This is a genomic window from Pseudomonas sp. GD03842 (assembly GCF_029841165.1).
GTDB lineage: Bacteria > Pseudomonadota > Gammaproteobacteria > Pseudomonadales > Pseudomonadaceae > Aquipseudomonas.
The window spans coordinates 15,657-42,255 of record NZ_JAOCEA010000022.1 but is presented as its reverse complement, the minus strand read 5'-3'; the positions used below and the strand labels follow the sequence as shown (position 1 = coordinate 42,255).

19 protein-coding genes are annotated in these 26,599 nt (G+C 58.9%); 11 read left to right on the top strand and 8 right to left on the bottom strand.

The genetic code is table 11. The features are described 5' to 3' along the window. Window positions 1-55: 55 nt before the first annotated feature. From tssM to tssJ, 4 genes are all read right to left on the bottom strand, one after another. A complete protein-coding gene (gene tssM / locus N5D61_RS24160) occupies window positions 56-3,562 on the bottom strand; it encodes a type VI secretion system membrane subunit TssM (protein WP_279894451.1) in 3,507 nt (1,168 codons plus the stop codon). After that, window positions 3,559-4,824 carry a DotU family type VI secretion system protein gene (locus tag N5D61_RS24155; protein ID WP_279894478.1) on the bottom strand — a complete coding sequence of 422 codons (1,266 nt, stop codon included), beginning with the start codon at window positions 4,822-4,824 and terminating at the stop codon, window positions 3,559-3,561. Before N5D61_RS24155 ends, tssM begins: the two co-directional genes overlap by 4 nt. A 66-nt stretch (window positions 4,825-4,890) precedes the next feature. Then, window positions 4,891-6,225, bottom strand: coding sequence for a type VI secretion system baseplate subunit TssK (gene tssK, locus N5D61_RS24150; protein ID WP_279894450.1), 1,335 nt, complete (start codon window positions 6,223-6,225; stop codon window positions 4,891-4,893). Between the two features lie 15 nt (window positions 6,226-6,240). Continuing rightward, window positions 6,241-6,747: a type VI secretion system lipoprotein TssJ gene (gene tssJ, locus N5D61_RS24145; RefSeq protein WP_279894449.1), complete on the bottom strand. Its 507-nt coding sequence runs from the start codon at window positions 6,745-6,747 to the stop codon at window positions 6,241-6,243. 785 nt (window positions 6,748-7,532) lie between these two features. On the opposite strand from tssJ, the gene tssA reads away from it, so the two are divergent. From tssA to N5D61_RS24100, 9 genes are all read left to right on the top strand, one after another. Beyond that, complete coding sequence (tssA, locus tag N5D61_RS24140) at window positions 7,533-8,546, top strand: type VI secretion system protein TssA (protein WP_108237586.1); 1,014 nt, start codon at window positions 7,533-7,535, stop codon at window positions 8,544-8,546. Window positions 8,547-8,652: 106 nt separating this feature from the next. Beyond that, complete coding sequence (gene tssB, locus N5D61_RS24135) at window positions 8,653-9,168, top strand: type VI secretion system contractile sheath small subunit (RefSeq protein WP_108237585.1); 516 nt, start codon at window positions 8,653-8,655, stop codon at window positions 9,166-9,168. 15 nt (window positions 9,169-9,183) lie between these two features. Next, the gene (gene tssC, locus N5D61_RS24130) at window positions 9,184-10,677 is read left to right on the top strand and encodes a type VI secretion system contractile sheath large subunit (protein WP_108237584.1); all 1,494 of its coding nucleotides are present in this window, start codon (window positions 9,184-9,186) and stop codon (window positions 10,675-10,677) included. A gap of 96 nt (window positions 10,678-10,773) precedes the next feature. Then, a complete protein-coding gene (locus tag N5D61_RS24125; protein WP_108237583.1) occupies window positions 10,774-11,262 on the top strand; it encodes a type VI secretion system tube protein Hcp in 489 nt (162 codons plus the stop codon). A 73-nt stretch (window positions 11,263-11,335) separates the two neighbouring features. Then, window positions 11,336-11,857, top strand: a complete 522-nt coding sequence (gene tssE, locus N5D61_RS24120; protein WP_279894448.1) for a type VI secretion system baseplate subunit TssE — start codon at window positions 11,336-11,338, stop codon at window positions 11,855-11,857. Beyond that, window positions 11,854-13,713, top strand: coding sequence for a type VI secretion system baseplate subunit TssF (gene tssF / locus N5D61_RS24115; protein ID WP_279894447.1), 1,860 nt, complete (start codon window positions 11,854-11,856; stop codon window positions 13,711-13,713). Before tssE ends, tssF begins: the two co-directional genes overlap by 4 nt. Then, window positions 13,677-14,756, top strand: a complete 1,080-nt coding sequence (gene tssG, locus N5D61_RS24110) for a type VI secretion system baseplate subunit TssG (protein ID WP_279894446.1) — start codon at window positions 13,677-13,679, stop codon at window positions 14,754-14,756. Before tssF ends, tssG begins: the two co-directional genes overlap by 37 nt. Continuing rightward, window positions 14,749-17,430: a type VI secretion system ATPase TssH gene (tssH, locus tag N5D61_RS24105; RefSeq protein WP_279894445.1), complete on the top strand. Its 2,682-nt coding sequence runs from the start codon at window positions 14,749-14,751 to the stop codon at window positions 17,428-17,430. The genes tssG and tssH overlap by 8 nt, the downstream gene beginning before the upstream one ends. Window positions 17,431-17,489: 59 nt before the next feature. Next, window positions 17,490-19,430 (top strand): type VI secretion system tip protein VgrG, encoded by a 1,941-nt coding sequence (locus N5D61_RS24100; protein ID WP_279894444.1) that lies wholly within the window; start codon window positions 17,490-17,492, stop codon window positions 19,428-19,430. A gap of 1,076 nt (window positions 19,431-20,506) precedes the next feature. Here the strand turns inward: N5D61_RS24100 and N5D61_RS24095 are convergent. The 3 genes from N5D61_RS24095 to N5D61_RS24085 form a co-directional block, all read right to left on the bottom strand. After that, on the bottom strand, window positions 20,507-20,902 hold the full coding sequence (locus tag N5D61_RS24095) for a hypothetical protein (RefSeq protein ID WP_279894443.1): 396 nt from the start codon (window positions 20,900-20,902) through the stop codon (window positions 20,507-20,509). Next, the gene (locus N5D61_RS24090; RefSeq protein WP_279894477.1) at window positions 20,899-22,068 is read right to left on the bottom strand and encodes a PAAR domain-containing protein; all 1,170 of its coding nucleotides are present in this window, start codon (window positions 22,066-22,068) and stop codon (window positions 20,899-20,901) included. The genes N5D61_RS24095 and N5D61_RS24090 overlap by 4 nt, the downstream gene beginning before the upstream one ends. A gap of 96 nt (window positions 22,069-22,164) precedes the next feature. Then, on the bottom strand, window positions 22,165-22,608 hold the full coding sequence (locus N5D61_RS24085) for a DcrB-related protein (RefSeq protein WP_279894442.1): 444 nt from the start codon (window positions 22,606-22,608) through the stop codon (window positions 22,165-22,167). A 441-nt stretch (window positions 22,609-23,049) separates the two neighbouring features. On the opposite strand from N5D61_RS24085, the gene N5D61_RS24080 reads away from it, so the two are divergent. Next, window positions 23,050-24,180 (top strand): mechanosensitive ion channel family protein, encoded by a 1,131-nt coding sequence (locus N5D61_RS24080; protein WP_279894441.1) that lies wholly within the window; start codon window positions 23,050-23,052, stop codon window positions 24,178-24,180. A gap of 2 nt (window positions 24,181-24,182) precedes the next feature. Here N5D61_RS24080 and N5D61_RS24075 read toward each other — a convergent pair whose 3' ends face one another. After that, window positions 24,183-25,670, bottom strand: a complete 1,488-nt coding sequence (locus N5D61_RS24075) for a YdgA family protein (RefSeq protein ID WP_279894440.1) — start codon at window positions 25,668-25,670, stop codon at window positions 24,183-24,185. Between the two features lie 214 nt (window positions 25,671-25,884). Between N5D61_RS24075 and N5D61_RS24070 the strand changes: the two genes are divergently transcribed. Continuing rightward, window positions 25,885-26,577, top strand: a complete 693-nt coding sequence (locus N5D61_RS24070) for an HAD-IA family hydrolase (RefSeq protein WP_279894439.1) — start codon at window positions 25,885-25,887, stop codon at window positions 26,575-26,577. Window positions 26,578-26,599: the final 22 nt, after the last annotated feature.

Below are 26,599 nucleotides of genomic sequence, written 5' to 3'. Positions count from 1 at the left end.
CACAGCTGACACCATCGTTACGACAGGTCAGCCGGCTGCAAGCCCACCGACGTCTTCATAACCGCTCGGGCAGTCTGAAGCCACTCAAAAGTCGGCTTTTGAACGGATTGAATGCACTGTTGGCACGCAGTTCGTAGGAAATGCTGGCGTTGTCGAGCCACAATCGAAGGTTGAAGCGATCCGGTGCCTCACCCGCGGCAAGATCGGATTGATCGAGGAGGCGAAACCAGGCCCACGGGCCATCCAATGTGAGCCCTCCATGGCCGCTGGCCGCAGGCGGGGAGATCGCCAGGCGCACTCCGCCAACGCTACCAGGGTTGGGCCACTGCAAGGCGACAGATCGGCTTGGACCGTGGTCGTAGCTGACTTGCTGACCGTCGAGGTCCAACAGGAATTGGTTGATGGACGCCTCCATCGCCACGGGTTTGAGTTCGAAGCGCACGGTGGGCTGCACACCCCCGGCGCGGAAGAATGCATCACGGATTGCCGCCGCCCGTTGGAATGTCCGCAACACCGATACGTTGATTCCCAATTTCTGAGCCGCCCCCGGCTGCCAACGCCAGGCTGACGACGAGGTATCGACGTAGCTTTGCAGGTATTTGCGGAAATAACTGTCCATCACTCCACCCACACCGAAGAACTGGCCGAAGTCATCGAGGGTAGCGTCGCGCTCGCTTCCCGGGGTCAGCGGGTAGCGACCGCTCAGCGACTTGCGATAGACGTTCACCACATCGCTGATCCATGCCGCGTTCAGTTGATCCCGCACACCGCCCATCAACGTACTGGTGGTGGCGCCGACCACCGATTTCACCAGCCCTTGCACCGCCGGCGGCTGGCGCTCGACGTTCAGATTGACTCTCGCAGCTGCGGCGCTCGCGGAATTTTTGGCCTCGCCTAATAACGCTTCACCGCTGGCACCCGCCATGGCGCTGACCTGAACGTAAAGCGCGTTCATGTCGGCAAGCAAATCTTCGATGGCCGCCGGTTCGCTCGCGCCTTTACTCACGAATGCACGGAGATCTGCAAAATGCGCGCTGACCGGGTCCTCGTTCGCGACCGACCTCAACGCGCTGTTCTGCTGCTCCTGCCCAAGTAGTGAACCCAACCGCTGTTTGAGCCGGTCAACAGCCTCCCCGGCCTCGAGACCATGCTCGTCCATCGCTTCGTCAAGCTGATGCAGATGGGTTTCCCTTGCGACCGCCACCAGCAGTTTTTTTAGCGGCGAGCCAGGCCCGGAGATGATTCGCAATGCCTCCGCCGCCTGAGCCACACTGGTGACGGGTACCAAATCGAGATCCGCGAGCAGGGCGTCCCACTGCCGCTGATAATCCAGGAAGTATAAGCGCCGCACCTCGCTGGCAAGGGTGACGACGTTCTGCTGATCCGCGCGGTCCAACCCCAGCACCCATTGCTCGTCGATCAGCGCGGCAGCTTGGCTGAGATTGGCCGCGAGGAACACCTCTCGATAGCCTGTGGCGGTGAACAGACCACTTAACGGATCGCTCAGTGGTTTGCCGCTTTTACGTGAGAAGACTAAAGCGGCATCCCGGCCGGCAGCATCGGTCAGTCGAAACGACGACACACGCTCTGGAAGCTTCATCCGCTTGATGCGGCCATAGACGCGTTCAGCCATTGGCAGTTGCTGTATGTGCCGACGTAGGTCATCGATCAGATGCTGGTCCACATGCGCAAGCGGCGGACGGCGCGTAAACAGCGTCTGCAGGTGTTCATTCAGCGCCCAACGCTGATCGGGAGAAAGATCTCGCGGCAGGTTTTGCTCCCAGTCCAACGCCACCCATGCCTTGATGAAGTCAGGGTCGTAGTGGTTGCTTTCGGCGAACATCAGGTAGGCCTTGAGTCCTTCGTAAAGAAAGTCCGAGCTGTGACTGCTCCGCAATTGTTCCTCGATACGAGAGACCAGACGCGGCGCCAACACCGCGTTCAATAACTTGCGATAGACGCTCTCCGATTCAGCCTCCAGATTGCCCGGATACAGGCCGAAGCCTCTGGCCAGGGATGGCGGATCGCTGGCCAGATTACGCACTGCATTGAGCAATGGCAGGACGGCGAGTACCTCGCGCTGCGCCGGGCTGAGGTTCTGCACGCTCTGTTCCAGCGGTACGACCCGTTGATCGACCTGCGCGATGAACGCCTGGTTAGCTCGAAAGCTGAATAGCCAGAGCGTGCCAACCGCCAGCACGATTGCGACGGTGGCCCCCAACGCGCTGCGTGCAAACCACCTGCGCCGCCGCTCGGTCCGCGGATCGATCTCGACCAGTCCGCGCTCGGCAAAGGCAACAGCAGTGAAAAGCCTCTCGATGAAATAGCTGCGGCCGGTCCCGGTCGCAAGGACCGACGGCTGATCGTCGAGGTCCATGCTTTGGGCCATGGCACCGATCGAACGGTCGATCGGACGGCCCTCCTGCGTACCGCATGTGAAGTAGACACCACGCAGCAACGCTGGGGCTTCAAAAACGTTAGGCTTGAATACCGCGCTCAGAAACGCTTCGAGGGTTTCTTTCAACGCAGCGAACTGTTGCGGGAAGCCGTAAATCAAATCGCGTCGGGCGGAGTCGCGCGTTTGCTGCAAGCGGTCCACCAGTCGCACGTTCAGGCGCTGCTCCAGCAAAGTGAACTCGTCCGCGAAGCGATCCAGTGGGCCCTCAGCCTGCCGACTGCCCTCCTGAACGCCATGGTCGAGCGTGAAGGTCATTCCCCATACCTGCGCCCGCTCTTCCTGGCTCAATGCATCGAAAAATTCCACGAAACCAGGCACCAGGTCGCACTTTGTCAGCATGACGTAGATCGGGAAACGCAAACCCAACCGGGTATAAAGCTCCTGAATGCGCGAGCGAATCGCTGTCGCTTGTGCCGCACGTTCCTCCTCGCTGCCCAGCAGCAAATCGGACAGGCTGACCGCAATGAACACACCATTGAGGGGCCGACGCGACCGCTGGGTTTTCAGCAGGTCAAGAAAGCCCAGCCAGCCGGCCTTGTCCGCTTCGGCGTGAGTGTCCTGCGTGGTGTAACGACCGGCCGTATCGAGAAGAACCGCCTCATCGGTGAGCCACCAATCGCAGCTGCCCGTCGTGGCAATGCGTCGAGCCCCCTCATGGGCCGCCAACGGAAAATGCAATCCCGAGTTGACCAACGCGGTGGTCTTGCCCGAGCCGGGCGGACCGATAACGACGTACCACGGCAATTCGAAGCGGTTTCGCCGTTGATTACCGCCCAGACGCGCTTTCCCAAGCAGCCTGGCTGCCTCGTCCATACGCTGGCGCAAGGTCGTCAATTCCTCGGCGATTGCCAGGCGGACAGGGTCCTGTGCCGCTTCCGCCCTCAGGCGCTGCAGGTGCTTGGCGGCCTCCCGTCGCGCCTGTAAAACGCGTAACCCTCGCCACGCGATCCAGATCACGCACAGCAGACCGATCAGCCCCCAACGTCGATGGTCGGGCACGAGCACGTCAATCACGGGACCGATGAACCAGATGATGATGCCCAATGCGACCAACAGAAAGATCGGCACGACCCAACGGATGACAAAACCTACAAATCCCTTCACTCCACTCCCTCCGCCAATACCGCGATTTCCACCCGACGGTTCTTCGCTCGACCTTGCTCAGTGGCATTGGAAGCCAGCGGCTGGGTGTCACTTACACCCTCGGCGGAAAAGCGCTCGGGTTGGCCGGTCTTTGCTGCCAGAATGTGCAGTACCTGCTGGGCACGAGCTTGAGACAGCGCCCAATTGGAGGGGAAGCGTGAGGTGGCAATGGGTTGGTTGTCGCTGTGCCCTGTAATCCGGACCTGCCCTTTGACTTTGCGAATAGCATCGGCAATGCGCAGCATCAGCGGCTGGTAGTCATCGACAACCGTGGCGCTGCCCGAAGAGAAAACCTGATCGCCCCGAATCGTCAGGACTGAACGGTCTACCGCGTCTTCCACAACGATACGGTGAGCTTTGATGTCCTCCACCAGGAAGCCGGCCAGGCGTGGCCGCTCATACAGTTTGGGCTGAAGGAGGGGCGGGCTGATCGCCTGTATCGGAATCTCGCTCAATGCATGAATGGTCTTGAACACGGGCTCGGCCTCGAAGGCCAGTGTCATCCGCAGGGCGAGCAGCAGCACCAGCAACAATGCGACGCCCGCCGCCAGGGCCACCCAAGGCGCCACGAACTGCGAAACCCTCGGGTGCACGACGTTCACGCCGCACCAATGGGCCGACAACGCATGTTCATACTCACCACGGGCACTGCGAATAGCGGCACTGGTACGCTCGCGAAGCGCTTCGAGTTGGCTGCGGCCTTCGTTCATTACCCGATAGCGACCTTCGAAACCCAGGCACATACACAGGTAGAGCAGCTCGAGCAGATAGAGGCGTTCGCGGGGGCTTTGCAGGCAGTGCTCCAGCAACTGAAAGACCTTTTCACCCCCCCAGGCTTCGTTGTGTTCCGTGATCAGCAAGCTCTGCTTGCCCCACTCACTGGTACTGCCCCACGGTGTGCTGAGTACCGCTTCATCGAGCGCGGTGCACAGAGCGTAACGCGCGAGCAGCACCTCGTTGCGCACTACTCCAGCCGCTTCAGCGCGCGATTCGAACTCACACAGTTCACCCAGTAACTGGGCACGCAAACTGGCGGGCGCTGGGTGATCGACGGTTCTGCGCAAGCGGGTGAGCATGGCCAGTAGAGGGCCGGCAGCGGCTTCCAGCGGATTGAGACCCTGCGCCTGCCCGAGCGGCAATGGGTTAGCAGACGCCGATAATTCAGGCGAAGCGCGTCTCCCGGACTCAGGCGCCAGCGGAGCGAGGTCGTAGAGGCGAGGCATGTAATGTGAGCAATCGCCGCCGGAGATCGGGTGGTTGAACGGGTTTTGATTGGAAGGCATCGTGCGTTATCCCCGGATGGCCCAAAACGCGAGGCTCAAGCCGGGAAACTCGCCTGCAATGTGTAAGGCGAAGCCCCCGGAATGCGCCAGCTGTTGCCAGTGTTCACTGCCACGATCCAGCTCGTAATACGTAGAGCCCGCATGAAACGGAATCTGCCGTGGGGCCACCGGCAACGGCATCAGGTTGATACCCGGCAATTGCAGGTTCACCAGATCACGAATGTGTTCCACCGAGCCGATCTTGCTCTGTTGAGGGAAGCGACTGCGCAAGGTCTCGCCGGGCATGTCGGCCCGCACCACCAAAACGAAACAGGCATGATCGATCAAGGTGCGGTCCGTCAGCATCGCGACATGGACACCGTAGGCTTTTTCAACGATGTCGATTGGCGTGGCCTTGGTATCGATCAGCATCGACAAGGCTTCGCGCAAGGCGAGGATGACCGGTTCAAAGGTCTCGGCCAGGGCATCGTGCCTGTAATGCCCATAGGTTCGAGGTCGCCGGTCGTCCTGGGCGAACGTGGCAAACTCGCCTGCCAGACTGACCAGTTCGCTGTAGAACCGCTCCGGGTGCAGCGGACTTAGTTCGCTGAGATGACGAAGCTGCGGTTCGGCCCGGTTGATCAGGTGCAGCAACATGAAGTCGGCAATTTCCGAAACGCCGCCAGCGCTCGAAGCGACAACCCGCCCGGCCAACGCTTCGCCCCGTTGATGAAGCAGGCCCAGCAGCTCACTGCGAAAGCTCGCCAGGGGTTTGGAAGCCGCAACGTCGAGTACCGGCGGGATGTAGCGGTGATCAAGGCGCAATGCGCCATCGGCCGATTTTTGCGAGACGAGGGCGACCCCGATGGCGGCATATTCGCCCAGCCCGTCCGTGTCGGTCAGCAGACGTAGCGCCCGCGCGCCCACCGCCACCGGAGCCCGGTTTTCGAACGGCGAATTGTCATCCCTTACTTCACGCACTTGGCTGATGAATCGAGCGCCTCCCACAGCCTCGCCTTCATCCACCGTGTCTCGCTGCCCTGCACGTTTGTGCGGTAACGCAAGATAGACAATGGCGTCGCGCGGACCGCTTTCGACGTGCAGTGGCGCGGGAGGCAGGTCGTCATGGGGAATGTTGAACGGCGTGCCGTCAGGCAACAGCCCCCGTGCAGAGGTGATCGCCAGCTTGCCCTGACTTAGCAGACCCTCATCCAGCAACAACTCGGAGAACCCCCAAGCGCCTGCCGATAAAGGACGACTGCGTGCATCGATGAGGTTTTCCAGGTAGCGGTCATGCTGCTGAAAGTGTTGGGTGCCAATGAACATGCCTTCCGACCAGACCACACGATTATTCCAGGACATGAGTTCTCCGAATGCCTAGTGAGCAGAGTGAGTTGAAGGGGCGGACAGGGTGGTACGGACCGCCAGGGTGTCGAGGGCGATCTCGAATTCGTGGGACATGCGCGGGGGAACATCGAGCACAGCGCGCCAGAGCGCCTGGTCGAGCTCACGATAACCAACCACCAGCCCGACCCGCCGCGTGGCGGCATCGAGCGTCCGCTCGACCGTCAGATGCTGGCCGGGTTGCAGCAGCACTTCGTCCTGATCGACCAAGTCGCTACCCAGCGAATCCTGCGCTCGCTCCGCTAGGGCGAAGTAGTCGGCACGATTGAAACTCGCGGCGTTTTTCAGCTCGAAAAGACGCACCCGAACCGGCGCAGGCTGACCGCTCCCACCAGGGTTAAGCCCGTCAGCGGCGGTAAAATGCAGTACAACCCGGGAGGCTTCAGTGGCCCCCTCAAACGGGTTCGGCGGTGCTATGTGTCGGGAACACGCCATCAGCAACAGCGCCATGGCGGCGGCCAATCCAACTCTTTGAAACATCCTGCGCCCTCATGACGAACTGACTGGCTATCCCTTATTCCGTTATCGCTCATTCAGGAAGCGATGCCTCTATGGACAAGGCTGCTCGTAGGCACGACTGCATACGGGGCAGGACAGAAGCTCAAAGTTCAATTCGTCTTAGTGTGAATGTGTGAGTAAAGCTTGGGGCAGTGCTAACAGCCCCGCGCCGAACACGTGCCGACTAGCGCGCCCCCACAGTTGCCTGGTTGAAAGCAGCCATACGTATATAACTAGCGTAATGCCATTAACAACGGAACTATCCCTGCTCTGGAAACATTTAGTCATTGCCGAGTGCGACTTAATGGCTAAAGAGCCCTGCTGCTTAAAGTTTTTCAAAATGATGCGCAGCCGTTTGGCGGAAGGCAGCGCCGGTCCATCCGATTGGCACAACGCCGCCCTGCACTCGCCTCCTGAACGCCGAGACCCTTTAAAACCGCGCTCTCGATAGATTGAACCAGTCAAGATTCATTCAGCAAACGGAGACTCTAAACTTCTTTTACACAATCTTACACATCTTATAAAACCCGAGAAATACTGCCGACCACTGAGAAATTACATACCCCATTAGTGTACGAATCTGTCTGAAGCGGCGCATAGCTTACCTTGACATTCGGAAACTTACACAACAAAAATAAACAACTTTTCGAATTCACCGATACCCGCTTGCCATCAAGCTTGATCAGCTAGAACGACATTTCCTTATTTCTTGTAGGAAGTTTCTTCGTCAGTTAGTGAGTTCCCCCACGCCGATAAGGAGATCGATCTTGGCGGATTGTTTTTTGTTGCTCGCACCCGTTTCCGCAAGTTCTCCGTGCGGCGATAACTTGGAATACGACGCGGACTTTCTAGAACTGGAGCGCAACGCCCAAGGTAAGCCCGAGCGCACGATGGGCGAAGCCGTGCATCCCGCAGAACCGCCAGATTGGCGGCAAATCGAACAGTTCTCCGTCGCGCTCTTGCAGCGCAGCAAAGACTTGCGCATCACCCATTTTTTTCTGCAAAGCGCGTTGGCCCTCCACGGCTTTCAAGGGCTGGCCAATGGCCTGACGCTGATTAACGGTCTGATCGGTCAGTACTGGTCCACCCTGTACCCGCGACTGGAGGCCGATGACCATGACGATCCCACAGTACGCATCAACGTGCTTTCCGGTATCGCATGCCAGACGACTATCCGGTTGCTGCGCGAAAGCCTGCTGACTCGATCGCGTGCGCTAGGCCCGATCAGCCTGCGAGCGGCATTGCATGCCAGCGGTTTGCAGGCTGTCGCGGACGAACACTTGACGCCGAACGAGCTGGCAGGCGCGCTGCGTGACAGTGACCCCGAACACTTGTCCGAGCTGCGCGCAGCGTTACAGGAAGCCCACAGCACAGCAGATGCGATCGAGCAGTTCGTTTCACGTCAGGTCGGCTCCGCGCGCGGTGTCGATCTCTCTGCACTCAAGCAACCGCTCAAGCAGGCCCTGCAGATTCTGGGCGAATACGCGTCCACCCCGGAACGCCTCGCCCCGCTGCGGGAGGGTTCCCAAGAGACCGCAGCAGTCGAAATCAACGCAACCATGCCTCGCATGTGCAGCGATATCGCCAACCGAGAAGGGGTAATCAGCAGCCTCGAGCAAATCCTCAGCTACTACGCCCGCCACGAGCCTTCCAGCCCGCTGCCGTTGCTGCTGAACCGAGCGAAGAGCCTGGTCCACAGCGACTTTGCCGCCATCGTGCGCAATCTGATTCCCGACGGTCTGTCCCAATTCGAAAACTTGCGGGGCCCTGAAGCCGAATGAATCGGGGCGCCTGCCTGTGCGCCCCTTCAAGCAAAGAACCCGCAATCCGTTACCGGCCAAGACCGATGACACCAATCACGTCGCAGGAGCGACCAGGAGGAGCAACGTGGCGAACACCAGTTCTCAGAAATTCATTGCGCGCAACCGCGCCCCACGGGTGCAGATCGAGTACGACGTCGAGCTCTATGGGGCCGAAAAGAAAGTCCAGTTGCCGTTCGTGATGGGCGTCATGGCCGACCTGACGGGCAAGCCTGCAGAGCCGCTGCCCGCGGTGGCGGATCGCAAGTTTCTGGAAGTCGACGTCGACAACTTCGATTCCCGCCTGAAGGCCATGCAGCCCCGCGTCGCCTTTCATGTGCCGAACGAGCTGACCGGGGAAGGCAATCTGAGCCTGGACATCACGTTCGAGAGCATGGGCGACTTCAGCCCCGCCGCAGTGGCTCGCAAGGTCGATGCCCTGAGTCAGTTGCTGGAAGCCCGTACCCAACTGGCCAATCTGCTGACCTACATGGACGGCAAAACCGGCGCCGAAGAAATCATCTTGAAAGCGATCAAGGACCCTGCCCTGTTGCAGGCCCTGGCCAGTGCGCCAAAACCCGACGAAGCCGAGCCCAAGGCCTAATCAGGACGAACGATCATGACCGAATTGCTGCACGACAATCAGCCACAGGCCAGCCAGACCGAAGACGCCGATGCGTTCGCCTCGCTGCTGTTGCAAGAATTCAAACCCAAGACCGAGCGCGCTCGAGAAGCGGTCGAAACCGCAGTGCGCACGCTGGCCGAACAGGCGTTGGCACAGACCGATCTGGTTGCCAGCGATGCCATCACCTCCATCGAGGCGATCATTGCGGCCATTGACGCCAAACTCACTGCACAGGTTAACCAGATCATCCACCACGCCGAGTTCCAGCAAGTCGAAAGCGCGTGGCGTGGCTTGCATCATCTGGTCAACAACACCGAAAGCGATGAGCAACTGAAGATCCGCGTGTTGAATATTTCCAAGACGGATCTGCACAAGACGCTGAAGAAATTCAAGGGCACGGCATGGGATCAGAGCCCGATCTTCAAGAAAATGTACGAAGAAGAATACGGGCAGTTCGGTGGCGAACCTTACGGCTGCCTGGTGGGTGATTACTACTTCGATCAGTCGCCGCAGGACGTCGAGTTGCTCGGAGAGTTATCCAAAACCTGCGCAGCCATGCACGCACCGTTCATCGCAGCCGCCTCGCCGACGGTGATGGGCATGGGCTCTTGGCAGGAGCTGTCCAATCCACGTGATCTGAGCAAAATTTTCACCACACCCGAATACGCGGGCTGGCGCTCGCTGCGCGAATCCGAAGACGCGCGTTATATCGGACTGACGATGCCACGCTTCCTGGCGCGCCTGCCCTACGGCGCCAAAACTGATCCGGTGGAAGCCTTTGCCTTCGAAGAAGACACCGATGGCGCCGACAGTGCCAAGTACACGTGGGCCAACGCCGCGTATGCGATGGCGGTCAATATCAACCGCTCGTTCAAGCATTACGGCTGGTGCTCACGAATTCGTGGCGTCGAATCCGGGGGCGAGGTCCGCAATCTCGCCGCACACACTTTCCCGACCGACGACGGCGGCGTCGACATGAAGTGCCCGACCGAAATCGCCATTTCCGACCGTCGCGAGGCCGAGTTGGCGAAGAACGGTTTCATGCCGTTGCTGCACAAGAAAAACACCGATTTCGCAGCCTTCATTGGCGCTCAGTCATTGCAAAAGCCTGCCGAGTACGACGATCCGGATGCCACTGCCAATGCCAACTTGGCGGCACGCCTGCCGTACCTGTTCGCCACCTGCCGCTTCGCTCATTACCTCAAGTGCATCGCGCGCGACAAGATCGGTTCCTTCAAAGAAAAGGACGAGATGCAGCGCTGGTTGCAGGACTGGATTCTGAACTACGTCGACGGCGATCCGGCGCATTCCACCGAAACCTCCAAGGCCCAGCATCCGTTGGCTGCAGCAGAAGTGACAGTCGAGGATGTGGAAGGCAAACCGGGCTATTACCAGTCGAAATTCTTTCTGCGTCCGCACTATCAGCTCGAAGGGCTGACAGTTTCGCTGCGGCTGGTTTCCAGACTGCCCTCGGCAAAAAGCGCATAGCGGAACCCACGCTTCAAAAAAGAGCGTGTCGTTCACAAACAGTCGGGCATCGACTCCGACTGACCACAACGTGGTGAAGACCACAAGGGAGAAAAAATGGCTGTTGATATTTTCATCAAGATTGGCGACATCAAGGGCGAGTCCATGGATCAGGCCCATAAGGACGAAATCGATGTGCTGGCCTGGACGTGGGGGATGTCCCAGTCCGGCAACATGCACGTCGGCGGCGGGGGCGGAGCGGGCAAGGTCAACATTCAGGACCTGTCGCTGACCAAGTACGTCGACAAGGCCACGCCAAATCTGATGATGCACTGCTCCAGCGGCAAGCACATCGATAAGGTCACCTTGACGGTGCGCAAGGCCGGCGGGGAGAGCCAGGTCGAATACCTGGTGATCAACCTGGAAGAAGTACTGATTACATCGCTGACCACCGGTGGCTCAGGCGGCGATGATCGCCTCACCGAAACCATCACCCTTAACTTCGCGCAGGTGCTGGTGGAGTACCAGCCACAGAAAGCCGACGGCACAAAGGACGGGGGCCCGATCAAGTACGGCTGGAATATCCGCTCCAACACCAAACGCTGATTGTTGACGCCCTCGGTACTTCTCGCCGGGGGCGTCTACCACCTTTATCGACTCCGTTTTCGGTGCCCGACCTATGGCGTTACCTCTGGAAATGAACGTGCGCGAGCGTCTGCAGCCTTCGTTGCTGGACCGTCTCACCGATGAAGAGCCCGCCAACCTGCAGGAAGGCGCAGACAAGCGGGTCATGTCGGCCACTCGACTCAAAGCATCGGTAGTACGTGACCTGACTTGGCTGTTGAATACCACCTCGTCGCTGAATGTAGAAGGTTCCTTGGACCTGGCAGCCGCGACGTCGGTGATCAACTACGGCTTGCCTGCGCTGGCGGGCAACAGCTCGTCGAGCGTTGATGTCCGCGTTCTTGAGGGTCTGATCCACCGAGCCATTGCGACCTATGAGCCACGCATACTGCGCCACACGTTGCGTGTACGCGCCCAGGCGTCGCCTGAGCATATGACCCACAACGCCCTGAGCTTCGAAATCGAGGGCGACTTGTGGGCGCAGCCTTTGGCGCTGCCACTTTTGCTGCGCACCGATCTGGATCTGGAATCCGGCCATGTGCACGTCATGCCTGCCGAACAGCGGAGACGTTCATGAATCCACGCCTGCTGGAGTTTTATAGCCAGGAGTTGCAACACGTGCGCGAAAGCGCGGCGGAGTTTGCCAGGGAGTACCCGAAAGTCGCCGGGCGCCTCGGTCTCTCAGGCATCGAATGCGCCGATCCCTACGTCGAGCGCCTGTTGGAAGGCTTTGCCTATCTCACGGCCCGGGTGCAATTGAAGCTCGACGCCCAATACCCGACGTTCACCCACAGCCTGCTGGAAATCGCCTACCCGCATTACCTTGCCCCCACCCCTTCGATGACCGTGGTGCAGATGCAGGTCGATCCGGAAGAAGGCTCGCTGCAGGACGGTTTTACCCTGCCCCGTGATCGCGTGCTGCGAGCAACGCTCGGCCCCGATGCCCAGACCGCCTGCGAATACCGCAGCGTTCACCCGGTGACGCTGTGGCCGTTGAGCCTCGGCGGCGCTGATTATTTTGGCAATCCTGCCACCGTGCTCGGGCGTCTCGCCGCCAGCGAACCCGACGCCAAGGCCGGCCTGCGCATTTCACTGAAAACCGGCGCCGAGATCCCGTTCAACACCCTCGCCCTGGACGACCTTCCCCTGTATCTGAAGGGCGCGGACGAACTGCCGTTTCGCCTGTACGAACAGCTGATGGGCAATGCCTGCGCGGTGTTCGTTCGCCAACCGGGTGCAGACTGGGTCGAACGCCTGCCGAGCGACGCCCTGCAACCCTGCGGCTTCGATGATCGAGAAGCCGCGATGCCCGTCGTGGCACAGGCATTCCAGGGCTATCGGCTACTGCAGGAATACTTCGCGCTGCCCCAACGCTATCTGTTCGTCAACTTCACCCATTTGCGGCGCGCCGTACAGCGCTGCTCGGGAGCGGAGTTGGAACTGATCGTATTGTTCGGGCGGTTTGACCCAACGTTGGAGGGCAACGTCGGACCACAACAGTTCGTGCCCTTCTGCACCCCGGCGATCAATCTTTTTCCGCGTCGCGTGGACCGCATCCACCTGTCTGAGCGGGTCAACGAGCATCATGTGATCGCCGACCGCACGCGGCCGACTGATTTCGAAATCCATTCGCTGACCGGCGTCGTCGGTCACGGCACCGGGCCAGAACAACCCTTCCTGCCCTTTTACGCGGTACGTGACCCCTCGCGATACGGCCGGGGCAAGGCCTTTTACACGTTGCGTCGCGAGCCTCGCATGCTCCCCAGCGAACAGCGCCGCACCGGTAACCGCTCGCCTTACGTGGGGAGTGAGACCTTCGTCAGCCTGGTAGACGGTCGCCAAGCGCCCTATCGCCACGACTTGAGACAACTGGGTATCACTGCGCTGTGCACCAACCGCGACCTGCCCCTCTTCATGAACGTAGGAGGCGGCAACACCGACTTCACGCTGGCCGACAGTGCACCGGTCAAATCGATTCGCTGTGTCGCCGAGCCGAGCCGACCTCGTGCCAGCCACGCACACGACAGCACCGCCTGGCGTTTGATCAGCCAGTTGTCTTTGAACTACCTGTCCTTGAATGAAAAAGGCCAGGGAGCGGCCGTTTTGCGGGAACTGCTGCGCCTCTACGGCAATGATCACGATCCTGCCCTTCAATTGCAGATCGAGGGGCTACACGATGTCAGCAGCAAACCTTGCACACGGCGCCTGCCGATGAAGGGTCCCATTGGGTTCGGTCGCGGCTTGGAAATCACCCTGACTTTCGACGAGAACGCCTTCCGGGGCACCGGTGTATTCTTATTGGGTGCGGTGCTTGAGCGCTTCCTGGCGCGCTACGTCTCTATCAACAGTTTTACCGAGACGGTGATTCGCACCCACGAGCGCGGCGAGATCACTCGATGGAAAGCCACGCCTGGCAGGCGGCCGACGCTGTGAGTAGGCTCGCTGACATGCATGAGGCGCCTTGGGACTATGACTTTTTCCAGGCGCTGCGGCGAATCGAATGCGAATTCCCCGAATCGCCGCGCCTGGGCCGTTCACTGCGTCTGAAAGATGACCCATTGCGACTTGCTCAGCAGCCCGATTGTGCATTCGCGCCTTCCACGCTGGCCGCACTGACCCCAGCGCAGAACCACCAACCCGCACGCCTGGAGCAATTCTTTTTTGGCCTTGGCGGCCCCAACGGCCCATTGCCATTGCACCTGACCGAGTACATACGCGAGCGCCAGCGCAATCACGCGGACAGCACCAGCAAACGCTTTCTGGATGTGTTCCATCATCGCCTGCTGAGCCTGTTCTACAGGGCTTGGGCCGAAGCGCGACCGACCGTCAGTCATGACCGTCCCGACGATGACTACTGGTCTGCGCGACTCGCCGCTATCAGCGGACGCGGCATGCCTGGCTTGCTGGGCCAGGGGCTCATTCCCAAGACTGCCACGTTGCATTTCAGCGGGCACCTTGCGGCGCAAACCCGCTATCCCGACGGGCTCAAGGCCATTCTGGAAAGCTATTTCGGCTTGCCAGTGGAAATCGAGGAGTACATCGGTCAGTGGCTGGACGTTCCGGAGCGCAACCGTCTCGGTATCAGCGCCCATCAACTGGGTGTCGACTTTTGCCTCGGGAGCCATGTGTGGGATCGGCAACACAAGTTTCGTATCCGTCTGGGACCGCTCACGCTCGACGAATACCGAGCCATGCTGCCCGGGGGTAAGCCACTTGGCCATCTCGCGGCGTGGGTCGATGAGTATATGGGGCGCGAGATGGACTGGGACCTCAATCTGGTGCTTCGACACTCCCACGCCCCGGTTTTTCAATTGAACGGTCAGTTGCGTCTCGGCTTCGACACCTGGCTGGGGCAACCCGGGGGGGACGCTCGTGACCTATTACTCAATCGCCAGTACGCCCATCAGGCAACCGCGACAGCGCCCGACGTGGTGACGTCGTCCCCTCTTTACGCTAGGAGCACCGAACATGGGTGAGATTAGCCGCGCAGCGCTGTTCGGCAAACTCAACAGCGTTGGCTACAAGGCCATCGAAGCCGCCACCGTTTTCTGCAAACTACGAGGCAATCCCTACGTAGAGCTGGCTCACTGGTTCCATCAGTTGTTGCAATTGCAGGACTCGGACCTGCACCGGATCATGCGTCAGTTCAACGTCGAACCAGCGAGGCTGACCCGTGACCTCACCGATGCGCTGGATCGCCTGCCAAGGGCTTCAACTTCGATCACCGACCTGTCTTCTCACGTCGAAGAAGCGGTGGAACGCGGCTGGGTCTACGGCAGCCTGATGTTTGGCGAAAGCCAAGTGCGCACGGGGTATCTGATCGTGGGCATTCTCAAGACGGCAACGCTGCGCCATGCCTTGCTGGGGTTGTCCTCAGAATTCACCAAGGTCAAGGTCGAGATCTTGAGCGAGAGGTTTGATCAATTCGTCGGTGACTCCCCGGAGAACGCACTGAGCGCCAGCGACGGCCTCCAGATCGCCTCAACCCCAGGCGATGCGCGTGGTGCCCTAGCGCCGAGTGCGATGGGCAAACAGGACGCGCTCAAGCGCTTTACCGTCAACCTGACCGAGCAGGCGCGTGACGGCAAGCTGGACCCTATCGTCGGGCGCGATGAAGAAATCCGGCAGATGGTCGACATTCTCATGCGTCGTCGTCAGAACAACCCGATCCTGACGGGCGACGCGGGGGTCGGCAAAACGGCAGTGGTCGAAGGGTTCGCCTTGCGCCTGGTGGCAGGTGACGTGCCCCCAGCGCTCAAAGAGGTAGAGCTGCGCAGTCTCGACATCGGTCTATTGCAGGCCGGCGCCAGCATGAAGGGCGAGTTCGAACAGCGCCTGCGTCAGGTCATCGAAGATGTCCAGGCCTCGCCCCAGCCCATCATTCTCTTCATCGACGAAGCCCACACGCTGGTCGGCGCGGGCGGCGCGATGGGCACAAGTGATGCAGCGAACCTGCTCAAGCCGGCTCTGGCACGTGGCACATTGCGCACGATTGCCGCGACGACCTGGGGTGAATACAAGAAGTACATCGAGAAAGACCCAGCGCTGACCCGTCGTTTCCAGGTCGTGCCGGTCAGCGAACCGTCGGAAGCCAAAGCGGTGTCAATGATGCGGGGCGTGGCTTCGACCATGGAGCGACATCATCAGGTCCAGATCCTCGACGAAGCGCTGGAAGCGTCGGTCAAGCTCTCCCAGCGGTACATTCCGACGCGCCAGTTGCCAGACAAATCCGTCAGCCTGTTGGACACCGCCTGCGCGCGGGTCGCCGTCAGCCTGCATGCGGTACCGGCGGAAGTGGACGACAGTCGCCGCCGCATCGAAGCGCTGGAAACCGAGCTGCAGATCATCGCGCGAGAGCATGCGGTGGGGATCGACACAGGCATTCGTCAGTGCAGTAGCGAGACGTTGCTTATGGAGGAGCGGGCGCGGCTCACGGCGCTGGAAAGCCGCTGGGCGGAGGAGAAGGCGCTGGTCGATGAGTTGCTGGCGATCCGCGCAGAACTGCGCGAAAACACCGGGGTCGCCGATCAACCCTCAAGCGCCGTACCCAGGCGGGAGCTGCGCGAGACGCTGGTGGACCTGCAATCCCGCCTCAGCGCTCTGCAAGGCGAAAACCCTTTGATTCTGCCGACCGTGGACTATCAGGCCGTCGCATCGGTGGTCGCTGACTGGACCGGTATTCCCGTCGGCCGCATGGCGCGCAACGAACTGGAAACAGTGCTCAACCTCGACCGGCACCTGAGCAAACGCATCCTCGGTCAGGACCACGCTCTGCAAATGATCGCCAAGCGTATCCAGACCTCGCGCGCCGGACTCGACGATCCGAACAAACCTATCGGGGTGTTCATGCTCGCGGGCACCTCAGGTGTGGGCAAGACCGAAACAGCGTTGGCCCTGGCGGAAGCCCTATACGGTGGCGAACAGAATGTCATCACCCTCAACATGAGCGAATTCCAGGAGGCGCACACCGTGTCCGCCCTCAAGGGTGCGCCGCCGGGCTATGTGGGGTACGGCGAGGGCGGAGTGCTGACCGAGGCGGTGCGTCGCAAACCTTACAGCGTGGTGCTCCTCGATGAGGTGGAAAAGGCCCATCCGGACGTGCATGAGATCTTCTTCCAGGTCTTCGACAAGGGCGTGATGGAGGACGGCGAAGGCCGCGTGATCGATTTCAAGAACACGTTGATTCTCCTGACCACCAATGCCGGAACCGAGTTGATTTCCCATCTATGCAGCGAGCCGAACAACGTCCCCGATCCCGGAGCCATCGCCAAGGCTCTCCGCCAACCGCTGTTGGAGATTTTTCCGCCCGCGCTCCTTGGGCGCCTGGTGACCATTCCGTACTACCCGCTCAGCGATGCCATGCTCAAAGCCATCACCCGCCTGCAGCTCGACCGCATCAAAAACCGCGTGGAAAAAACGCACAAGGTGGCGTTCGACTACGAGGACGAGGTAGTCGAGCTGATTGTTTCGCGCTGTACCGAGACCGAAAGCGGTGGCCGAATGATCGACACGATCCTGACAAACACCTTACTCCCCGACATGAGCCGCGAGTTCCTGACACGCCTGCTCGATGGCAAGCCAATGGCGCGGGTCATGATCGGTGAGCGAGATAACCAATTGGCTTACCAGTTCAGTGATGTCGGGGCCTGATGCGACCCCTCGTGCATGCGCTGGCGAACGCGCTGATCCCGGAAATCAAGAGATAAACCATGCAATTTACGCAATTCACCCGCCTGGCGCCGGTCAGCAGCCCTCTGGGTCCGGACGTTCTGATCCTCAAGCGCTTGGACGGCAAGGAAGAATTGGGCCGGCTGTTCGCTTATGACCTTGAACTGATATCCCAAAACAACGCCATCGACCTCAACCAATTACTCGGCAAACCCATGAGCGTGTCCATGCAGTCGAGGGGCGGAGGCAACCGCTACTTTCACGGGGTAGTGGCGCGGTGCAGTCAGGGTGTCGATGTCGGCCAGTTCGCCAGCTATCAGGTCACTTTGCGCCCATGGCTGTGGATGCTGACTCGCACGTCGGACTGCAGGATCTTTCAGCACCTGACCATCCCACAAATCATCAAGCAGGTGTTTCGCGATTTGGGCTTCTCGGATTTCGAAGATGCCCTCAGTCGCCCTTACCGTGAGTGGGAATACTGTGTTCAGTACAGGGAAACGAGCTTCGATTTCGTCAGCCGACTGATGGAGCAGGAAGGCATCTATTACTTTTTCCGGCAGGAAGAGGATCGCCATGTCTTGGTCCTGGCCGACGCCTACGGCGCCCATCAGGCCCCACCCGGCTATGAATCGGTGCCTTTTTATCATCCGGACGGCCAACACCGGGAGCGCGACCACATCAGCGGCTGGCACCTGGCGCAGGAAGTGCAGCCCGGTTCCCTTGAGCTGAACGACTACGACTTTCAACGCCCAAGCGCGCGTATCGACGTGCGTTCAGCCATGCCTCGTCCGCATACGGCTGGCGACTATCCGCTGTTCGACTACCCGGGGACGTACGTGCAAAGCGAGGACGGCGAACACTACGCGCGCACCCGAATCGAGGCGATTCAGAGCCTGCACGAGCGTATCAAACTGAAAGGCAACGCACGCGGGCTCGGCGCAGGGCACGTGTTCAGACTCAATGGTTTTAGCCGTGAGGATCAGAACCGTGAATACTTGATCGTTACAGCGCGCTACACGGTCACTCAGGAAAGTCTGGAAACCGGCCAGGGCAATAGCGAACTGCAGTTTGAAAGCGAGCTGACCTGCATCGCCGCTCACCAGAGTTTCCGCCCGCTGCCGATCACCCCGAGGCCAATCGTCAAAGGTCCACAAACTGCCATCGTTGTGGGCCCCGAGCAGGAAGAAATCTTCACCGACGCCTTCGGTCGCGTGAAGGTGCACTTTTACTGGGACCGCCACGACCAGTCCAACGAAAACAGCTCCTGCTGGATTCGCGTTTCGCAAGCCTGGGCCGGAAAAAACTGGGGTTCGGTGCACATTCCACGCATCGGCCAGGAAGTCGTCGTCAGCTTCCTCGAAGGCGATCCGGATCGCCCCATCATCACCGGGCGCGTTTACAACGCAGAACAGCCCGTGCCCTATGACCTCCCTGCCAATGCGACGCAAAGCGGCACCAAAAGCCGCTCCAGCAAAGGCGGCACCCCCGCGAACTTCAACGAAATCCGCATGGAGGACAAGAAGGGCGAAGAGCAACTGTACATCCACGCCGAGCGCAATCAGGACATCGTGGTCGAGGTCGACGAGAGCCATTCGGTGGGGCACGATCGCACCAAAAGTGTGGGAAATGATGAGCAGGTGAGGATTGGCCAGGATCGAACGAGGGCCGTAAAGCGCAACGATCGACTGCAGGTGGGTGGAACAAAATCCGACAGCATCAGCACCCGATATCTGATTGAAGCAGGCTCACAGATTCGTCTTGTCTGCGGCGAAAGCATCCTCGAAATGAACGCCGATGGCAGGATCACCATTTCATGCGTTTCGTTCAAAGCTCACGCCAGCGAGAAAGCCGATATCGACACAGCACGACTGGATTTGAATTCTGGTGGTGCGAGCAAAGTGGACGGCAACGGCGAAGGGAATAGACCGAAAATTGATGAGGATTTGAAAGCGTTTTTTTCGCGCAACAGCAATGAAGGGTGAAATTTTCAAAACACCAGAGTTTTTGGAATCCACCGGCCACGACGTCTGCGACAACTTATGGGGTGAACAAACATCTTGAGCTAGACAATACCGTTAGCCGCTACGCAAGCGGCCTCTCGATGGCGTTCGAATGAGCTCTAGAACGATGATTACACCTTCCCGGAACTGGAACCGCTGATCGCGATCATGCCCTGCCGCACCATGAAGCCGATTTTTTAGTCCCTGAACTCTGGCCTGGCGGCTATGGTTATTGGTGCCGTTGTCGGCGCGCGGATTTTAGGGTTTTCTGAAGGGTTTCTACAGTATTCTTTTAGGGCGGGGTCGTTAATTGAGCCAATATTTTGAAACGTCGCCGGTTCTAAAAAACTCTTCAACCATTCTGCAGACGAATTCAAAATCGCAAGTCAGATGCCGAGCATCCCAATAGTCACCTAGGATATCCACCTCCTCCGCGCTTGCCGTTGGGTTGGAGTACCCTCTGACCTCGGAGTCGTGTTCTGTAGTCTCCAATAGGGTGACAAGGTAGTTTCCTCTGTCAGCCGCGACACTCAAGCTGTAGGGTGCGATGTCAGGGGCATCCACGAGATCTAAACAGATTGAGCCTGAGCAAAATTCCAACCGACTTAGATGACGCCAGACATCCTCCCACGCGGTAGAGTAGCTGGAACCTCCGTCGATTTTTCCATTATTGGGGATGACCCAAGATATAAAGAAATTTATTTGTTATTCCCCACCTAGAGTTTTTCATTCCAGATATCGAAAAGGATCCTGCCTGATGCGGCTTCATGTATATAGAGTGAACTAAGCTAAGCTTCTATAGCCATCGATACCAGATCCGGCTTACAGTAATCACATACATATTCTCCTGTTACAGTCATCACCATATCTGCTCTTCTGGTCAATCCCGCCTTGTATACCTGCTGAACCACGCCTGATTCAGCATGTGCATCGGCCATATTGCCATTTGGAGATTGAACTGAGGCTGCCAGCGTTTCGCTTTCGAATAGACGTTTGAGGGATTATCCAAACCAGCGTTTTATTATCCCGAGCGCAACCTCGTATATACGAGCGGATTTTTAGTTCAACACCTCGCGAGATACGTCACCGGTTTCAAAAAACTCGTTGAATAGGTTGCGAACCAATCCGAAATCACTGGTCAGATACCGAGCATCCCAAAGATCACCCAACATACATACCATCTCTGCAACCGCTGCGGGATTGGTAAAAGACCTCACCTCAGAATCATCCCTCGTAGCCTCCAGCAAAGTTATCAAATAGCGACCATCATCAGCGATCAAGTCCATACTGTACGGACCAGTTTCCGGAGCGTCCATCCACTCTAGACACATCGAGCCTGCATGTAGCTTCATTGATTCCAGGCGGCACAGCACCTCGTCCCATCCTTCGACATCATTATGCCCCCCAGTGGTGTTTCCGCCGCTTGAAAGTGTCCACGATATTAGAAACTTCATTCGATTTTGCTCCTCAGAAATTTTCCCATTCCCTGCTCCCAACGGAGTATGTATCCATCATGAAGCTCGTAAATGGTAAGTGATTTGAGCTCGGCCGACTTCGCCATAGCGACTAAATCAGTTTTGCAAAAACTGCACACGTTTCGGCCTGTGACGTTCATCGTCATATCCGCACCTCTGGTTAGCCCTTTTTCATAAGCCTGTTGGATTACTCCTACCTCTGCATGCGCGGTGGCCATATTTCCATTAGGATGTGGCTTGGAGTACTTTAGTATTTTAAATTCCACTAGCTTAGCTATCAGAGTAAGGTGATTACGGTCCGCCAGGGCGGAAGGTCTGGCCAATTGATTCACGTCCCGAAACGTAAACTCGCGAATCCACCCCTCAGCGAAAACCACCGGCTCTTCTCGTAGGTCGCGGATTACGTAGCGCTTGTAGAGCACCGCCTGCTTAACATGCGGTTTAGCCACGTTCGCAGCCTTCGGCCCCGCCCCTAACAACATCATCCCCGCCACACCCTGCAGCAGGTCGCGGTAACCAGGCCCAAGCCGGTCACCTAAGTCTCCGAGCAGGACCATCCCGCCCATGGCTCCAGCACTCGCAACAACCATTCCTGCAAGTGTTGTCGCACCCACCATCGCGGCGAGCACAGCAGCCATTCCTAAGGACGCAAGTCCCAGTATCTCCAAGCCGGACTTCATCCAGCCTTCAATATCAAGGACGAACGCAACCGACATCGTTGCCCCGCCGATGAACACGTTTTCGCTACCCGCTTTGATGTGCGCGCCGCACACCATTTTGCTTCCCACCCGGGCAGCGGGCTTGCCGTTGATGAAGACCGTCGCGCTGCCCTCGGCGACGGTGACCTGAAACGGCCACAGGGGATGATTGAGGGCCAGTCCCGTGCAGGAAGCCGCTGCGTCATCCCCTGCGCGTACGGCAGGACGGCCATTGATAAAGACGTCAGCGCTTCCTCGTATCAGCTTTCCCGTTGTGGGCTCGGGCCAGTTGAACAATGCGCCAAGCCCTTTGACGACCTGGAGGGTGGACAACCCTCCACCGGCAACTACGCCGCCCATGATGGCGATGGCCAAGCCGCCTGTTGCAGCGGTGGCTGCAAGCACCGCAGCGCCGATCAGCGCTCCGACAACGGCGCCAGCGACCATGGCCGCCAGGCCGAAGCCATGTGCTATTTCATCGCCGACGCGCGCAGCCGGCCACGAGTTTTCACTGGCGTTGACCGCTTGATCATTCGCCACCAGTTAGGCGTTATCGGGGGATGCGGGCCGCAGGGTGAAGCTGTGCATGACCTTCCTCCAGGCCATCTCATGGTGCGGAAGATCATCGACGGTCGTTGTCAGCGTGGTGATCAGTACTGCTGCTCCGTGCTCAACGAACACTTGGCGCAGCATCAGTGAGTGGCCCTCTCTTTCCCAGGTGTAGTCCACTAGCGCGGCGGGACACCCGTTGAGTTCGAAGTCCCACTTCTGCAGGAGGCTGAATCCCGGTAGCTGCTGTTCGGCGCTGGCCAACTGGCCGGCAACGTAGTCAGCAAATGCGCCGGCGTTGTCGATCGAATCACGACTGATGACGAAGCTGGCTTCTTTCGCGCTTGCTACAGCAGGCAGTCTGAAAATATTGATGGTTTGATCGAGCCAGTTTTCAGGGACTTCTAAATCGGCTTCATGAATTCGGTAGGGCATCATCGCGAGCAGCGTTCCGTGCAGGGACTGATGGGACGAGAGCGTCCAAACGTATCGAGACTGAGCTGAACCGCTCTCTTCGGGCTGCGTTTATGCCAAACCTGAGGAATCGATGAAGCAGGCCCTTACATCTCAAGCCGTAGGTGATTTCCGAAAGGTTTGCAGTCCTAGGAAATAGGCACTTCGATCGGCCTCAGATGTGAATACAAAAGCGCGTTTTTAAGCGAGTCCCTGCCCGACCGCCGGATCATCTGCGACTTCCAGCCTTATGGCCTGTCGCGAGATACAGTCGGTGAAGCCTCACCCTGAACATCCTCACCACTCCGCTAAGCCCCCTCCAACGCCCTTGGATCGACTCAATCCACCTCTCACCGCGGGAACGTTTGCCCGCTTCAAGGGTTCACACCTCTTGTCTTTGAACCGTCTTCCTCGCGAGTGAATGTTATGGAACACGTACTTCCGGACACGTGGCTGAACGCGCTGCCGTTGCCTTGGCTGAACACGTTGGTCGTCGCGACAGCGGCCGTGTGCATTGCGCTGTTGGCGCGGTGGATTGCATTGGTGGGGCTTCGACGTTTGTCTCGGCCCTTCGTTTTCGCCCAGCAACTGATCTACCGCGGCGAAGCGCCAACACGCTGGCTGATCCCTCTTTTGGCGCTGCAAACAGTGTGGACTGCGGCGCCCGACGACTTGATGTTGATCAAGGGCGTGCGTCACTTGAATGGGATGTTGGTGGTGGCGGGGTTCACGTGGCTTGCACTCAGTTGCGTGAAAGCGATTGGTGAAGCCGTGGCGATTCGCAATCCTCTGGACATCGAGGACAACCTGCAAGCCCGGCGTATTCAGACGCAGGTGCGGGTGTTGGTACGGTGCCTCAACGTGCTGGTGTTGCTGTTCGGCACGGGGCTGATCCTGATGAGCTTTCCCCCTGTGCGGCAGATTGGTACGAGCCTGTTGGCGTCGGCGGGGTTAGCGGGGCTGGCCGCGGGCTTTGCTGCCAAACCGGTGCTGGGGAACTTGATCGCTGGGTTGCAGATCGCGATTTCTCAACCCATTCGGCTAGACGACGTGGTGATTGTCGAGGGTGAATGGGGACGCATTGAAGAAATCAGCGGCACCTATGTCGTGGTGAAGATATGGGACGAGCGGCGAATGGTGATTCCGCTGCAGTACTTCATCGAGAAGCCATTTCAGAATTGGACGCGGAGCACTTCAAGCCTCATCGGTTCGGTGTTCCTCTGGGTTGATTACGCCCTTCCGCTCGAAGAACTCCGAGAGGAAGCGGAACGTATCTGTAAGGACATCCCGCACTTGTGGGACGGCCGCGTGTGCGTGTTGCAAGTGACGGACACGACCGACAAGGCCATGCAACTACGCGTGCTGTTGAGTTCAGCGGACTCGTCCCGCAGTTGGGACGCCAGGTGCCACATGCGCGAGCGGCTGATCAGCTTCGTCGCCAAGCAGTACCCGCAATGCCTGCCGCAATTGCGGGCAGAAATGTCATCACGCACGGTACAACCGGAACGCGAGGGCCACGAGGCCCCCACTGAAATCGCACGCCAGCCGCCGGTATGAGTTCAGTACCCGCGGTTGAGCATCACGAACTTGCCCATCATCGCAGCGGCGAATTGCTGAGCGCTCATCTTTTCACCGTTGAAGTCCACCACATCGTCGGCGTAATGCAGGTTGGAGACGATGTTGTCGCCCTCGACCTTGCCCAACTGCAACATGATCGCCATACCGCCGACGGAGTCTGCCGCGCCTTGGGCATTCTGCGCGACGGCCGCTGGATCAGTAATGCCGGCCGACTGAGCCTGTAGCGTTGCGAGGTCCCTGATGGAGCCCTTGGACAACACCAGCTTCGCCTCGAGATTGGTCAACAGTTGCTTGAGCAGCACGGAGCCCGGCTGATCGAGGGAGGTCGGATTGCTCAGATCCATCGACAAGGTGAAGCGGCTCTCGCCGCTGGCGGTTTTAAGCGACAGCTTTTCCAGTTCGATGTGCGGTTTGGCGGCCAGCAGTTTGTTCATTTCGGCCTGCACCAGCGCTTGATCGGCAGGGCTCAGGTGCGGTGTATAGCGCTGGCCGGTGGCCGAGGCGGCCTGAGCTTGAGGTTGAATTTTATCCTGGTAGAACTGCAGCAGATTCTTGGTCGAGGCCACGTCAAAATTGGTGAACTTCCACAGCATTTGCGAGGAGCCGATGTCCTTGCCGTTGAAGCGGATGTTGGCAATGTCGTAGGTCACCTGTGCCGCCAGCTTGCCTTCGACTTCCTGCAGCAGGCTGGTGTTGACGAAATCCTTCAGCTCCACGGCAGGCTGGTTGGCCGCCTGAAACGTCATCGAAGATGCCTTGGCATCGCTGTGGCCCAGATAGAAGCCGGATTGGCCCTTCGTGCCACCCGTGTTGAAGGTCACGTTGTCGAGCAGCAGATGCACTGGGCCCTCCTCAGAGGTCGCGGTCACATCAAGCTTGCTCAGCACGCCGTTGGCTTCCAGCTTTTCGCCATCGGCCGTGCCTGTCGCGTTAAGGGTGAAACCGGAGAACTTGATCGAGCCATTCTGGCTGTCGAACTGAAAGGGCAACAGCTCGACCCGGCCTTGGGCAGCACGGTCGTAGCCCATGCTGAACTGGCCGGTCAATGGAGACTGGCCAGAGGTCATTTCAAACCACTTTTCCGAGAAAGCATTCTTCTCCAGCACCAGGTTGCTGGCCGCCATCACTGGCACCAGATCGAGTTTTTTCACCCGGCTCCAGGGAAAAGGGCCATGCTCGATGTTGTCTTGAAAAAGCAGCACGACTGGTTGCCCCTCATTGAACCTGGGGGCTTGAAAGGTGACCTTGTAATGCGCGGTACTGGTGAAGAAATGGCGGTTCAGCGAAACCAATTCGACACTGGCGCTGCCTTCATGACCGACCAATGCCGCCTGGATTTGCTGATTGCCCTGTTCAACCGCATCGCCCAGCACACCTTCCAGACGGATGCCCGTGTACCAGGCGCCAGCGGTGATAAGGGCGCCTGCAACGATGACCACGCCCAAGGCAATGTTGACTGATTTTTTCATGTGTCGACTCGAAGATGTCCGTTCTTGAAGAGAGGTGGCGCCTTCCCTGGCCCGAAGGGTGTCGGCGTCGCGATCCACGCATTGGACAGGGTTCTGCACTGTCCGGGGCCCGGCGAGGGTAGCATCGCAAGGCCCCTTTTGCAGCCGCCGTCCCTAGCCACAGCCTTTGCACAGGGGTTAGGCTGGACGTCAAACCGAACACGGGATGGATCAGATGAGCGACACGCAAAAGGCCAGAGGGCCGATCAAAGCGGTGATTTTCGACATGGACGGGTTGTTGCTGGACACCGAGGGGATTTACACCGAAGTCACCAATACCATCGCCAACTGGCACGGAAAGACGTTCGACTGGGCAATCAAACAGCACTCCATCGGCCGTGGCTCACGGGATTTTGCCGACTACGTGATCAGTGCTTTGAACCTGCCGATGTCGGCCGACGAGTTTCTCACCGTCCGCCAACCGATGCTCGATGAGCGCTTTCCCCACGCCCAACCGATGCATGGCGCCGAGGCGCTGGTTCGCCATCTCGCCGCCCACGGCATTCCGATTGCCGTTGGCACCAGTTCTTCGCTGCATTATTTCCACGTCAAGACCGGCAACCACCGCTCATGGTTCGACCTGTTCCACCATGTAGTGACCGCCGATCATCAGGACGTCACGGCCGCCAAGCCTGCACCCGATATCTTCCTGACTGCCGCCCGCCTGCTGGGGGTCGATCCGAAGGATTGCCTGGTATTCGAAGATTCCCCGTTCGGTGTGACGGCCGCCAAGACGGCTGGCATGTACGCCGTCGCCGTGCCGGATTCGCACATGCCGGTTTCGCAGTACGCCCATGCGGATCTGATGCTGGGCTCGTTGGCTGAATTCCCTCTTCAGGATTGGGGACTGCCGGGTTATGGGAGCTGAATGATCGAGGCGTTGACGCTGC